12 protein-coding genes and 1 other annotated feature are annotated in these 14,289 nt (G+C 37.7%); of the genes, 9 read left to right on the plus strand and 3 right to left on the minus strand.

Annotated features, from left to right (window positions below; all coding sequences use genetic code 11):
* Positions 1-355: 355 nt before the first annotated feature.
* From fabH to AC2CGR_RS01305, 4 genes are all read left to right on the plus strand, one after another.
* Complete coding sequence (fabH, locus tag AC2CGR_RS01290; protein ID WP_087965508.1) at positions 356-1,288, plus strand: beta-ketoacyl-ACP synthase III; 933 nt, start codon at positions 356-358, stop codon at positions 1,286-1,288.
* 31 nt (positions 1,289-1,319) lie between these two features.
* Entirely contained in the window at positions 1,320-2,558 is a 1,239-nt protein-coding gene (fabF, locus tag AC2CGR_RS01295; RefSeq protein ID WP_000412652.1) for a beta-ketoacyl-ACP synthase II, read from the plus strand.
* Between the two features lie 106 nt (positions 2,559-2,664).
* Entirely contained in the window at positions 2,665-3,453 is a 789-nt protein-coding gene (locus tag AC2CGR_RS01300; protein ID WP_029437837.1) for a DUF2268 domain-containing putative Zn-dependent protease, read from the plus strand.
* Between the two features lie 142 nt (positions 3,454-3,595).
* Positions 3,596-4,342: a YjbA family protein gene (locus AC2CGR_RS01305; RefSeq protein ID WP_029437838.1), complete on the plus strand. Its 747-nt coding sequence runs from the start codon at positions 3,596-3,598 to the stop codon at positions 4,340-4,342.
* Between the two features lie 402 nt (positions 4,343-4,744).
* Here the strand turns inward: AC2CGR_RS01305 and trpS are convergent, their stop codons facing one another.
* Both trpS and AC2CGR_RS01315 read right to left on the minus strand, forming a co-directional pair.
* Positions 4,745-5,734, minus strand: a complete 990-nt coding sequence (gene trpS, locus AC2CGR_RS01310; protein WP_000110993.1) for a tryptophan--tRNA ligase — start codon at positions 5,732-5,734, stop codon at positions 4,745-4,747.
* A gap of 75 nt (positions 5,735-5,809) precedes the next feature.
* Positions 5,810-6,026, minus strand: a binding site (T-box leader).
* 105 nt (positions 6,027-6,131) lie between these two features.
* A complete protein-coding gene (locus tag AC2CGR_RS01315) occupies positions 6,132-6,512 on the minus strand; it encodes a DUF3899 domain-containing protein (protein WP_071727854.1) in 381 nt (126 codons plus the stop codon).
* A gap of 319 nt (positions 6,513-6,831) precedes the next feature.
* Between AC2CGR_RS01315 and AC2CGR_RS01320 the strand changes: the two genes are divergently transcribed.
* The 5 genes from AC2CGR_RS01320 to AC2CGR_RS01340 all read left to right on the plus strand — a co-directional run bounded on the left by AC2CGR_RS01320 (position 6,832) and on the right by AC2CGR_RS01340 (position 12,523).
* Positions 6,832-8,463, plus strand: a complete 1,632-nt coding sequence (locus AC2CGR_RS01320; RefSeq protein WP_484480451.1) for a peptide ABC transporter substrate-binding protein — start codon at positions 6,832-6,834, stop codon at positions 8,461-8,463.
* A gap of 127 nt (positions 8,464-8,590) precedes the next feature.
* Positions 8,591-9,520: an oligopeptide ABC transporter permease gene (gene opp3b / locus AC2CGR_RS01325; protein WP_000534165.1), complete on the plus strand. Its 930-nt coding sequence runs from the start codon at positions 8,591-8,593 to the stop codon at positions 9,518-9,520.
* Positions 9,517-10,533, plus strand: a complete 1,017-nt coding sequence (gene opp3C, locus AC2CGR_RS01330) for an oligopeptide ABC transporter permease (RefSeq protein WP_000974099.1) — start codon at positions 9,517-9,519, stop codon at positions 10,531-10,533. The genes opp3b and opp3C overlap by 4 nt, the downstream gene beginning before the upstream one ends.
* An 18-nt stretch (positions 10,534-10,551) precedes the next feature.
* Positions 10,552-11,595 carry an ABC transporter ATP-binding protein gene (locus AC2CGR_RS01335; protein ID WP_000854346.1) on the plus strand — a complete coding sequence of 348 codons (1,044 nt, stop codon included), beginning with the start codon at positions 10,552-10,554 and terminating at the stop codon, positions 11,593-11,595.
* Positions 11,588-12,523, plus strand: coding sequence for an ABC transporter ATP-binding protein (locus AC2CGR_RS01340; protein ID WP_000166346.1), 936 nt, complete (start codon positions 11,588-11,590; stop codon positions 12,521-12,523). The genes AC2CGR_RS01335 and AC2CGR_RS01340 overlap by 8 nt, the downstream gene beginning before the upstream one ends.
* Before the next feature lie 145 nt (positions 12,524-12,668).
* On the opposite strand, the gene AC2CGR_RS01345 is transcribed toward AC2CGR_RS01340, so the two are convergent.
* Complete coding sequence (locus AC2CGR_RS01345; RefSeq protein ID WP_484480452.1) at positions 12,669-14,114, minus strand: MATE family efflux transporter; 1,446 nt, start codon at positions 14,112-14,114, stop codon at positions 12,669-12,671.
* Between the last annotated feature and the right edge of the window lie 175 nt (positions 14,115-14,289).

Genomic DNA, 14,289 nt, shown 5'->3' on the forward strand with positions numbered 1-14,289 from the left:
CGAACCGTGGATAGAAGCGGTCAGGGCCTTTTTTATTCTCGCCTGGGGGAAAACCAGATATATGAAGAGGCTAAAGGGAAAGTAGTGAGGAGAACCCTCTAGTTTAGAAGGAAAGCAGATAAAGAATAAAAATTTAGATGGAAGAGAGGCCTGAACTGTAAGTAGAAACGGTTCGGGCTTTTTTATATTTCGAAAGAAAGAGGGAAAGGTATGTTTCCGTTTCTTTTCATAAACAATAAGGTGAATAATGCGTTCGCTTTATGTTTTAGCTGAAATATATTCTAGACAAAAATACATTTATGTTTTAAAATTAGTACCAAGTCATAATAATTGATATAAAACGGAGGGCTGCGATGTGAGCGTGGGCATTTTAGGGATCGGAAGATATGTGCCGGAAAAAGTAGTCACAAATCACGATTTAGAGAAAATAATGGATACATCCGATGAATGGATTCGTACGAGAACAGGGATTGCGGAAAGACGCATTGCCGATGATACAATAGATACTTCATATATGGCCGTAGAGGCTTCTAAAAAAGCGCTTGAAGATGCAGGGGTTAGCGGAGAGGATATCGATCTTATTTTAGTGGCAACAGTAACGCCGGATCGTGCTTTTCCAGCAGTGGCTTGTGTCATTCAAGAAGCAATTGGCGCAAAACATGCAGCAGCAATGGATTTAAGTGCAGCATGTGCTGGTTTTATGTACGGAATGATTACAGCGCAGCAATTTATTCAAACGGGAACTTATAAAAATATACTAGTAGTTGGTAGTGATAAACTATCTAAAATTGTAGACTGGAACGATCGAAATACAGCAGTACTATTTGGAGACGGAGCCGGTGCGATCGTAATGGGAGCTGTTTCAGAAGGTAAAGGCGTTCTATCTTTCGAATTAGGAGCGGACGGAAGTGGCGGTAAGCATCTTTATCAAGATGAGTATGTTATGATGAATGGCAGAGAAGTCTTTAAATTTGCTGTTCGTCAACTTGGGGATTCTTGTCTTCGCGTTTTAGATAAAGCTGGTCTTACGAAAGAAGATGTGGATTTCTTAGTACCGCATCAAGCGAATATTCGTATTATGGAATCTGCAAGAGAGAGATTAAATTTACCACAAGAAAAAATGAGTATGACAATTGAGAAGTTCGGTAATACATCAGCTTCTTCCATTCCGATTGCAATGGTAGAGGAATTGCAAAACGGACGTATTCAAGATGGTGATTTAATTATACTTGTTGGTTTTGGCGGCGGATTAACATGGGGAGCAGTCGCTCTTCGTTGGGGTAAATAAGGACTGAGAGAAAAAAAGGAGTGTATTTTGTATGGAAAAAAAGAGGGTCGTAATTACAGGACTAGGAGCTGTTACACCGGTCGGTACAGATGTTGAAACAGCGTGGGAAAACATTAAAAAGGGTGTATCTGGAATCGGACGACTTACAAGAATTGATCCGGAACTATTTCCAGCAAAAGTAGCAGCAGAAATTAACGACTTTGAAGTCGAGAAATATATTGATAAAAAAGAAGCGCGCCGTATGGATCGCTTTACACAATATGCAGTAGCAGCAGCGAAAATGGCAGTTGCAGATGCAAAGCTTGAGATTACAGAAGAAAATGGACCTCGAATTGGTGTATGGATTGGTTCTGGTATTGGTGGTATGGAAACATACGAAGAACAATTTAAGATTTTTACTGAGAAAGGCCCGCGCCGCGTCAGCCCATTCTTCGTACCGATGATGATTCCAGATATGGCAGCAGGCCAAGTATCAATCGCAACAGGGGCAAAAGGAATTAACACTTGTTCTGTAACGGCTTGTGCATCTGGTGCAAACTCAATTGGTGATGCGTTTAAAGCAATTCAGCGCGGGGATGCTGATGCAATGATTACAGGCGGAGCAGAGGCACCGTTAACAAGTATGGCATTCGCAGGATTTAGCTCAGCGAAAGCATTAACATTCAATGAAGATCCAGCAACAGCTTGCCGTCCATTCGATAAAAACCGTAGTGGTTTCGTAATGGGTGAAGGTTCAGGTATTTTAATTCTTGAAGAATTAGAGCACGCATTAGCTCGTGGTGCTCACATTTATGCGGAAATCGCTGGTTACGGTGCAACTGGTGATGCATTCCATATTACAATGCCAGCTCCTGGCGGTGAAGGCGGCGTGCGCGCAATGCGTCAAGCTTTAGCGGATGCAGGTCTACAGCCAGAAGATATTGATTACATTAATGCGCATGGTACAAGTACGGATGCGAATGAAAAGTATGAAACGATGGCAATTAAAGAAACGTTCGGTGAGCATGCGTATAAAGTAGCAATCAGCTCAACGAAATCAATGACAGGTCACTTATTAGGAGCAGCTGGTGCTGTTGAAGCAATCTTCTCTATTAAATCAATTACAGACGGAGTAATTCCTCCAACAATTAACTATGAGACACCAGATCCAGAATGTGACTTAGATTACGTACCGAATAATGCGAGACATCAAGAAGTAAACGCGGTGTTAAGTAATTCATTAGGATTCGGTGGTCATAACGCAGTATTAGTATTTAAATCGTATAAATAATAGATAAAATAAGGAGTTTTTTCGCAATATATTGCGAAAAAACTCCTTATTTATTTTTACGTCTTTTTCTCCTTTTGCATATATATAAGAAAAAGGAGGGATAAAGATGGGGGTTGTTGAAACTGCTGAGTGGTTACATCTATATTATGGACGGCCAGAAAAGCTGTGTGAGAAGTTTACGAAGTATATCCCGCTGCCAAAAGAAAGGTTGTATCGCTTTTTAATTTCTAAAGGTATGTATCGCCCTGTTATGCGAGGAGAACGAGAAATTAAAGAGTTAGAGAAAAAGGAAGTTTGGAAAGAGTTACGTGCGGAGTATGAGAAACTGAAAAATTGGCTAAAAGGTCCAGATGTCCCTGTCTTTATTTTATTATCAGATTCCTATAATCGAACTGTACAAGAAGAGTATAACGGCAGGGCTGGATTATCTATGCGTCACGTTATTTTCTTATTCGTATGTGGACGGAATTCGGTGGAAGAATTAAAAGTGCTATTGGCGCATGAATATCATCACATATGCAGGTTGCATCAAATTGAGACGAAAGAAACGGAATATACATTACTTGATACGATGATTATGGAAGGATTGGCTGAGCAAGCGGTAACGGAAAGATATTCAGAAAAAAACAATGCACCGTGGACGACGTATCTTTCAAAAGAAGAGGCTATATATTATTGGAAAAACGTTGTACATGAAAGAATAAGTATAAAGCGAGGAACAAGGGAGCATGACATCTTATTAAATGGATTTCACTCTTATCCGAAGATGCTTGGCTATGCGCTTGGATTTCATATTGTCAAAGATTGTGTAACTTTGGAAGGAGAAGATACACTTTCTTTATTACCTATAGATGCAAAAGAAATATTGAATAAAGCAAATACATTTCATATATAAAAAAACAGGAGTCTCTTTCCTGTTTTTTTAGTATTAATAGAAGAAAAAATAATAATTAGAATATATTTCCTTAGGTGGAATAAAGTTAAGAAAAATTGAACATAATGATTGATACAAACAGTAGTGAAGTGAGGGGTAGTGAATGTTATATCTACATGATGTATGGGTAAATTGGTTTGAAGGTGAAGAGAATGGGTATAACGTTTGTCATTTTTACGAATGGCGGAAAGATGATACGATTGAGCTATTAGATCAAGTGCCATTATTAAAAGTAGATTCCACATTATATCATTACATCGAGAACGAATTGTTAGAGCTTCCGCAAAAAATGTTGGAAGACGTACATCATAAGGCTTATATTCGTAAAAATCATGAACGTTTGCAGCAAGAGTATTGCTTTGTAGTTACAGATGGAAAAGGAATTATTGCGATCGACACAATTGGTTACAATGTACCGATTCGAAAAAGTAGACTTATACCGCGCCAAGAGCAGATGGTATATGAGATGGTAGAAAACGTACAAGCAGAAAAGTATGAGTTCCAAGTAGAAGAAATGGAAAAAGAACATCATATTTTATCGCCATCTCCTTTCATTATGAATGGCTTAACTCGTAAAGAAAGACAGCTTAAACAATTATTGTTTATGGCATTAGATCAATTACATACAACGAAAAACACAGCAGAAATTCGCTATTGGTTCACAGAGTGGGATCCATCAGCATACGGAATGGTTCAGCATATGGAATTTGAAGATATTTGGGCTAAGCTGTATGATGAAGCGAAATCAGGTTGGTCTGAGAAGCACGAACAATTATGCGAGCGTCTCGTAAAAGGACAGCCATTTTTTGAAAAGTTATGGGAAATGGAAAACGAGCAAAAGGTAAATTAAAAAAACCGCCGATTGGCGGTTTTTTTAATTTGTTGTAACTTAGCTTCAGCAGCAAGCTCTTCGTGTCTAAGAACCTTCCCCACGAGAAGGTAAAAAGCACCTTCTGTGGGAAAGAACCTTAGCCGTTAGGGCTAAGCAGTCGCCTCCGCTTTATATAGAAATCCAGCTCCGGCGGCAAGAATGTTCGGTGGCTTCGCGCCTTCCTGCGAGGCAAAAAGCGCCTCTACGTCAGGAGCTCCATCCCCCTCACATTCTAAACGAGCCGCTTCCGCTTTATATGAAATCCAGCTCCGGCTCCTAACCCTTCGCGTCTAAGAACCTTCCCAACAAGAAGGTAAAAAGCACCTTCTGTGGGAAAGAACCTTAGCCGTCAGGGCTAAGCAGTCGCCTCCGCTTTATATGTTACCTACGTTTTCTACTTAATCCCATTGCGTTTTCTACTTTGCGTAGTTGTTTGAATGCAACGCGGTTTGCTTTTTCGGCACCTTTGTCTAGAATTTCGTCTAGTTCTGGTGAGTTGATTAGTTCGTTATATTTGTCTTGGATTGGACGAATCGCTTCTACGACTACTTGTGCTAGGTCGCCTTTGAAGTCGCCATATCCTTTTCCTTCGTACATTGCTTCGATTTCTTCAACTGTTTTTCCAGAGAATGAAGAGTAAATTGTTAATAAGTTAGAGATGCCAGGTTTGTTTTCTTTATCGAATTTCACGATACCTTCAGAGTCAGTTACAGCACTCTTAATTTTCTTTTCAATTGTTTTTGGTTCATCAAGCATGCTGATCATTGATTTTGGATTCGGATCAGATTTACTCATTTTTTTCGTAGGCTCTGTTAGTGACATAACGCGAGCTCCTACTTTTGGAATGCGAATTTCAGGAATTGTGAATACTTCACGGAAGCGTTTGTTGAAACGCTCTGCTAGGTCACGTGTTAATTCCATATGTTGCTTTTGGTCATCACCAACAGGCACGATTTCAGTGTTGTAAAGTAAAATATCAGCAGCCATTAATGGTGGGTACGTTAGTAATCCAGCTGGAACTGAATCTCTACCTGATGCTTTATCTTTATATTGCGTCATACGCTCTAATTCTCCAACGTAAGCAACTGATTGCATAATCCATCCTAGTTGAGCGTGTGCCGGTACTTCTGACTGTACAAATAACGTAGCTTTTTCAGGATCGATACCGCATGCTACATAAAGTGCAGCAAGACTGCGGATGTTTTTACGAAGTTGTACGGGATCTTGAGGCACTGTAATCGCATGTTGATTTACAATACAGAAATAACAGTCGTGTTCATTTTGAAGCTCTGTAAATTGCTTCATAGCTCCTAAATAGTTTCCAAGTGTGATCGTTCCACTCGGCTGAATACCAGAAAAGATAACTGACATAAGTAATTCCTCCTAAATTTGAATGCGTGATAGAGAAGAGAAGGCAAACAAAAAAGCCCATTCATCCCAAAAAACTATAGGGACGAATGGACCGCGGTACCACCCTAATTATTTCACTACTGTGAAATCTCTCTAATCCATAATAACGTTTGGATATAACGCCAAAGCCTACTACTTTCGGTTCGGTTTGGAGCTCAAAAGCCCATTCCATACTGTACAATTACTTGTTCACACCAGCCACAAGCTCTCTGAAATTGCCTCAATATGTACTCTTCTTTATCATCGCATACATATAAATTTATTTATTGTTACCTGAGCTCTTTAAATATGAAAGAACTAAAGTTTTATAACAAAATGTTTTGCTGATTATTATATCATATGGGATAGTGTTTGCAAACTACATCAAAATAGTAAAGCTAATGAAGGTCGAGAACAACCCAAGAACGATACCGGTAATGCAAATTGGATACGTCCATTTGAATGAATATGTTTTATAAATACGTTCTTTCTTATCGACAGGTTCCTCTACTTCTTCAATTAAAGAGTCAATTTTTTTGTTCGTACCAAAGACTCTTTGGAAGGCGTAAATTGTTACGTTAAAAAATCCATTTTGAAATATGAATAAAAAACCGCCTATAAGAATAAAAAATAGTGCAATATAAAACGAGATGTTGACAAAATTCAACAAAAAATGCGATGAAACGAGGAATGCGCCAATACTAGAAGCGATTATCGCTATGAAAATTAGTATACAAGTATGAAAAAAAACTTTATTCAAAATGTTCCCCTCCGTCAAAATATTACTAGAATTATTATACTATAAAAGCTATAATATGTACTAGAATTAATTTTTTGAAAATTATACGCAATTAAAGGTCTGATTTCAAGATGATGGTAGCAATGTTAACGTATCCCTTTACGAAAAAATAAAAAAATAAACATTTTATTAAAAATTTTAACAAAAAAACAAAAAACTATATTCACAATTGTTATATTATATGTATAATGAAAATTGTAGAAACTTGGAGATTATTCTTTCAATTCTACTTTTTTACAAGTGAGGGTACAGGAAGTGCAATTAGGGGAGGCAACACAACATGAAGAAAAAGATACCGTTATTACTTGCATCGACGTTGACTGTCAGTATGTTAGGAGCTTGTAGTTACCAAAAAGAGGATAATAAAGCAGGCGCGAAAGAAAAATCCTCAAACAAGCAAGTGTTAAATCTAACTGAGACAGCTGAAATCCCAACTATGGATACGACGTTATCAACAGATGCAACATCTTCTAATATCATGAATAACACAATGGAAGGGTTATATCGTCTGGGGAAAGATGATAAACTTGTTCCGGGTGTCGCTAAATCTTATGAGAAATCAGAGGATGGCAAAAAGTATGTGTTTAAGTTACGTGAAGATGCGAAATGGTCTAATGGTGAACCTGTAACAGCGAAGGACTTCGTTTATTCTTGGCGAAGAGCTGTAGATTCAAACACGGGTGCCAAGTTTGCTTACATACTATTTGATGTTAAAAATGCGGAGAAAGTTAACAAAAAAGAGTTACCAGTTGAAGAACTTGGTGTAAAGGCAATTGATGATCATACACTTGAAGTGGAATTAGATAACCCTGTTCCTTATTTTGTAAGTTTAACAGTCTATCCAACATTGTATCCTTTGAATGAGAAGTTTGTAACAGAACAAGGAGCAAAATTTGGATTAGAATCCAATACGACACTTTATAATGGTCCATTCGTATTAAATGAATGGAAGCACGAACAAAGTTTCCAACTTAAGAAGAATCCAACGTATTGGGAAAATAAAGAAGTAAAACTTGAGGAAATAAACTTCAATATTGTTAAGGATCGTTCAACTGCTATAAATCTATATGAAACGAAAGCAATTGATCGTGTAGTCTTAACATCAGAGTTTGTAGATAAATACAAATCAGATGCTGACTTTAAAACGATTAAGAGACCATCTACACAATTTATTCGCTTAAATGAAAAGAATAAATTTTTAGCAAATAAAAATATCCGAAAAGCAATTGCAATGTCCTTTGAACGTGAAAACATCGGAAAAGTGATCTTAAACGATGGTTCAGAGGGGATATATGGTTTTGTTCCGAAAGGCTTAGCAAAAGGTCCGACTGGAAAAGACTTCCGTGAAGAAAACGGAAAGCTTATAAAAGAGGATATGAAAGAAGCACAAAAATACTGGGAAGCTGGTAAAAAAGAACTTGGTGTAGACAAAGTAGAGTTAGAGCTATTAAACTTTGATACTGATGATGCTAAAAAAATCGGAGAGTATTTAAAAGGCCAATTTGAAAAGAACTTACCAGGTTTAACAGTTCCAACGAAAATGCAGCCATTTGCACAAAAATTAAAACTTGAAGCAAGTGGAGATTATGCAATGTCATATGCGGGATGGAGTCCAGATTATATGGATCCAATGTCATTCCTTGAAATGTATACGACAGGTAATGCGCAAAACAAAGTACATTACGCAAACCCAGCGTATGATGATTTAATTAAAAAAGCAAAAACAGAAGTTGATGTACAAGCTCGTTGGGATGCATTATTACAAGCAGAAAAACAACTGCTTGAAGATGCAGCGATTGCTCCAGTATATCAACCAGGAAAAGCTTATTTACAACGTGGCTCAATTACTGGCCTATTAGAACATAAATATGGCGGGGAATTTAGCTATAAGTGGGTTGAACTAAAAAATTAAAAATGGTTTCCATCATGAATAAGGGTATATGCCTATGATGGGCATATGCTCTTATTTTAAAAAAATAAAAGTAAGAATATTTTAAACTATCTTATTGCTTTTGAGAAAAACGGGGAGGTGCTTGACTATGGGACGTTATGTATTAAAACGTTTCGTGTACATGGCTTTGACATTATTTTTAATTACTACACTGACTTTCTTTTTGATGAAATTACTTCCGGGTTCTCCGCTTAAAAACCAGGAGAAGTTATCACCGGCACAAAAAGAAATCATTCTTGAAAAATATGGTTTAAATGATCCAGTACCAGTTCAATATGCACGTTACTTAGGTAACTTAGCAAAAGGTGATTTAGGGGTATCATTCCAATATGATAACCGTCCAGTAACAGATATGATTGTGGATCGCATTGGACCATCAGCACAACTTGGTTTACAAGCGATTATATTAGGAACATTTATCGGTTTAATTTTAGGAATCGTTGCGGCACTTCGTAACAATACGTGGGTCGATTATGGAGCGACAATTATTTCCGTACTCGGGATGTCGGTACCATCGTTCGTATTCGCCGCATTACTACAATATTTCGTAGGGGTAAAACTTGGATGGTTCCCAGTAGCATTCTGGAAAGGACCAGAGTTTACAGTAATGCCTACAATCGCTTTATCGATGGCAGTTATCGCAACAATCGCACGTTTCGCTCGTGCAGAGTTAATTGAAGTTATGCAAGCTGACTACATTTTAACAGCGAAAGCGAAAGGAATTAGCCAAGGTGTTATCATTATTAAACACGCACTTCGTAACGCGTTAATTCCAGTTGTAACAATTTTAGGACCAATGGTTGCAGGATTAATTACAGGTACATTAGTTATTGAGCAAATCTATGCTGTACCAGGACTAGGGGAACAGTTCGTTAAATCTATTACAGTGAATGACTATACAGTTATTATGGGAACTACAATTTTCTATAGTGCAATCTTCATCTTAGTTATTTTCATTGTTGATATTTTATACGGAATTATTGATCCTCGAATTCGTTTAGCGGGAGGGAAAAAATGATGAAAGATGTACAAAAATTATCTCCAGATTTATTTCAACAAGCCAATCAAAATAATGTGGATAATGAAGTCATTGCCCGTCCAAGCTTAACGTTTTGGCAAGATGTAAGAAGACGTTTGTTCCAACATAAAGGAGCAATGTTCGGTTTCGTTTTATTAACGCTTATTATCTTACTAGCAATTTTAGGACCGATGGTAAGTAAGCACTCGTATAAAGAGCAAGATTTAGGACGTGCGAAATTACCACCGAAAATTCCAGTTATTGAAAATGTTCATTGGTTACCATTTGACGGTACTGATCAATATGGTGTTGACCAATATGAAAAACGTGATATTAAAGAGTATTTCTGGTTTGGTACAGATGATCTTGGCCGTGATTTATGGACAAGAACATGGGAAGGTACGCGTGTATCATTATATATCGCTCTTTTAGCAGCAGCAATTGACTTAGTAATTGGGGTTGCATATGGGGGTATTTCAGCATTCTATGGCGGTAGAGTAGATAACATTATGCAACGTATTATGGAGATTATTAACGGTATTCCATACTTAATCATCGTTATTTTAATGGTAATCATTATGGGATCTGGTATATGGTCAATTACACTCGCAATGGCAATTACAGGTTGGATAGGGATGTCTCGTATCGTTCGTGGACAAATCCTAAAATTAAAAAATCAAGAATACGTATTAGCATCTCGTACATTAGGTGCAACAAATACACAATTAATTGTAAAACACTTAATCCCGAACGTAATGGGACCAATTATCGTAATGACAATGTTTACAATCCCAACAGCGGTGTTTGGTGAGGCGTTCTTAAGCTTCATCGGTTTAGGTATTCAGCCACCATTCGCATCACTTGGTTCTCTTGTAAATGACGGTTATAAATCAATTCAAACGTATCCGCATATGATGTTCATCCCTGCGGTTGTCATCAGTATATTAATTTTAGCGTTTAACTTAATGGCAGACGGATTACGCGATGCGTTAGATCCAAAAATGCGTAAGTAAAAGAGGGGAGAGGCAAAGATGAAAACATTGTTAGAGGTAAAAGATTTACAAGTCTCCTTTGATACACATGCAGGTGAAGTACAAGCTGTACGCGGCGTTACTTTTGATTTGAAAAAAGGAGAAACATTAGCGATTGTAGGAGAATCTGGTTCTGGGAAATCAGTTACTTCTAAAGCGTTAATGGGATTAATTCCGAATCCTCCTGGACGCATTAAAAATGGTGAAATCGTATTTGAAGGTCGTGACTTAACGAAATTAACAGAAAAAGAAATGCAGCAAGTACGTGGTAAAGATATCGCGATGATTTTCCAAGATCCAATGACATCATTAAATCCAACGATGACAATTGGAAATCAAATTATGGAAGGCCTTATTAAACACCAAGGGATGAGTAAAGCAGACGCACGTAAAGTTGCGTTGGAATTAATCGACCTTGTAGGTATTCCAAATCCAGAAGCTCGGTTAAAACAATATCCGCACCAATTCTCTGGTGGTATGAGACAGCGTGTAGTTATTGCGATGGCGTTAGCTTGTAACCCGAAATTATTGATTGCCGATGAGCCGACAACAGCGCTAGACGTTACAATTCAGGCGCAAATTTTAGAACTTATGAAGGACATTCAGCAAAAAACAGAAGCAGCAATCATTTTCATTACACATGACTTAGGTGTAGTGGCAAACGTTGCGGACCGCGTAGCAGTTATGTACGCTGGTAAAGTTGTTGAAATTGGAACTGTAGATGAAATTTTCTACAATCCAAAACATCCGTATACTTGGGGCTTAATTGCATCTATGCCAAGTTTAGATGGTTCAGAGGAAGAATTATACGCAATTCCTGGAACGCCTCCAGATTTATTGAAGCCGCCAAAGGGAGATGCTTTTGCACCACGTAACCCACAGGCATTAAAAATTGATTTTGAAATGGACCCACCTTTATTTAAAGTAAGTGATACACACTATGCGGCAACTTGGTTACTTCATGAGCAAGCTCCAGAAGTAAAACCGCCGGCAGTCGTTGAAAAACGCATTCTTCAAATGAAAGCAGGTGAACAACATGACTAAACAACGTGAGAAATTAATTGAAGTAAAAAATGTAAAGCAGCACTTCGACGTGAGTGGTGGTGTTGTCAAAGCGGTTAATGATATTTCATTTGATATTTACCGCGGAGAAACATTTGGTCTTGTAGGAGAATCAGGTTGTGGTAAATCAACAACTGGAAGAACGATTATTCGTTTATATGATGCAACTGCTGGTGAAGTATTGTTTGATGGTGAAAATGTACATGGTAAAAAATCACGCGCAGAATTGAAGAAATTCAACCGTAAAATGCAAATGATTTTCCAAGATCCATATGCATCATTAAATCCTCGTATGACAGTAGGGGATATTATTGCAGAAGGTATTGATATTCACGGATTAGCGAAAAACAAAAAAGAGCGTATGGACCGTGTTCATGAACTATTAAACACAGTTGGTTTAAATAAAGAGCACGCAAACCGTTTCCCACATGAATTCTCAGGTGGACAACGTCAACGTATCGGTATCGCTCGTGCGCTTGCTGTAGAACCTGAATTTATCATTGCCGATGAGCCAATCTCAGCACTTGACGTATCAATCCAGGCGCAAGTTGTAAACTTACTGAAAAAGTTACAAAAAGAAAAAGGTTTAACATACTTATTCATTGCCCATGATTTATCGATGGTAAAATACATTAGTGACCGCATTGGCGTAATGTATCGTGGTCAAATCGTTGAATTAACAACAAGTGATGAGTTATATGCGAATCCAATTCATCCATATACAAAATCACTATTATCAGCAATTCCACTTCCAGATCCAGATTATGAGCGCAATCGTAAACGTATCGTATACGATCCATCTCAGCACAATTATGGTAGTGAAGAACCGACAATGCGTGAAATTCGCCCAGGACATTTCGTACTATGTTCTGAAGCGGAGTATAAGAAATATAAAGAGATTTATCAATAATAAAAAAGCCATTCTTCCGTTACGGAAGAATGGCTTTTTTCTACTATATACAAGAGTTGTAAATATTTTTCGGTAAGTCGATATATTTAAAGAATCGCAGATATAAGTTTCCTATACTAAAGACTACGCCTTAATTAAACGAGTATTATTGCACCTGAAGCGAAACAATCTCCTCTTGTTCTTCAGGTTTAACAAGTGCATAACGCTCCCACGCTCTACTTTTCCAGCGGAAGAACATAATAATGGCACGTGTCCATTCATCAATAGCTATTGCTAGCCAAATACCAACGAGTCCCATATCTAAATGGAAGGCGAAAAAGTAACCGAGTGGTAAACTCATTAACACCATAGAGAATGCGCCGATTAAAACTGGGTATTTTGCATCACCAGCTGCGCGAAGTGAATTGATGATGACGATGTTCATCGTACGCCCTGTTTCAAGTAGTACACTTAGTAAAAGAACCGAAGCACCTAATGTAATAATGTGTGGATTATCTGTAAATAGTCCCATTAATTGTGTGCGGAATGTAATAACGAGAGCAACCATACATAAAGTGACACCAATTGCCCACTTTACACTTTTCCATACACGTTCATACGCTTCATCTTTTTCACCACCGCCAACGAGGCGTCCGATAATAATTGCAGTTCCCATACCGATTGCAATAGCGAATAAATAAGTGAACATAGAAATGTTCGTAGCGTATTGTCTAGCCGCTAACGATTCCGTTCCTAAATATGTTGCATAGTATAAGAAGACAATTTGGCAAGCTTGGTACATAACCTGCTCAAATGCAGATGGAATCCCGATTTTTAAAATTTTCCCGATATATTCTTTTGATAAGGTGAAATAATATTGTAATTTTACACGGTACTCCATAACGCGGTACAGTAACCAGAAGAAAACGATAAGCGCTATAAGTCGGCTGACAGCAGAAGAAATGGCAGCCCCTTGTACACCTAGCTCTGGGAAACCAAATTTTCCGAAAATGAGTACGTAGTTTCCAGCGATATGAATAATATTCATTCCAAGAGAAATAAACATCGCTTGCTTTGTGAAGCCATGTACGCGGATAATTGCGGCTAATGAATTAATAATAGCTTGAAGGAAAATAGCGCCTCCGACGATGGATAAATAGCTCTGTGCATACATAAGTACATCGCCTTGTAAGTTCATCGCCATCATCATATGTTTTGAAAATAAAAGAAAACCAGCGCTTATTACGAGTCCGACCACTAAATTTAATGTGACGGCTAAAGCTGATATTTTAGATGCTTCCATAAAACGTTTGGAACCGAGGTATTGAGATACGACGATCGCTGCGCCGTTCCCGATGACTTCTAGTACCAAAATAGCGATATGGAGATATTGATTCGCTGCACCAACCCCAGATACAGCATCGTCTGATAATGCACTTAACATGAAAGTATCAGCGATCCCCATTAACATAAATAGAAAAACTTCTAGAAAAATAGGCCATGTTAATAAGAATAAACTTAATTTCTCAGTAGGCCCGTTTTTTGCCTGAATTGCTGTCATGTCCGTCCCCTCTTTACCGATATCTATTTTTAGCAAAGTGTATCGTAACATACTTTCTTAACCTTTGCACTCATTTTAACCTACATATCTTTATTATGAAGGGAGTGCTATTTTATGATAAAAAAGAGGAGGATAATTATACAGAAAGTATTATGAGATATAAAATTCATTTTTCTCTGATAATTTAGAAAAATATAAAAATAGTTATTTTCAACACTTCAGTAAG

This window comes from Bacillus sp. LSHTCR4 (genome assembly GCF_057197025.1).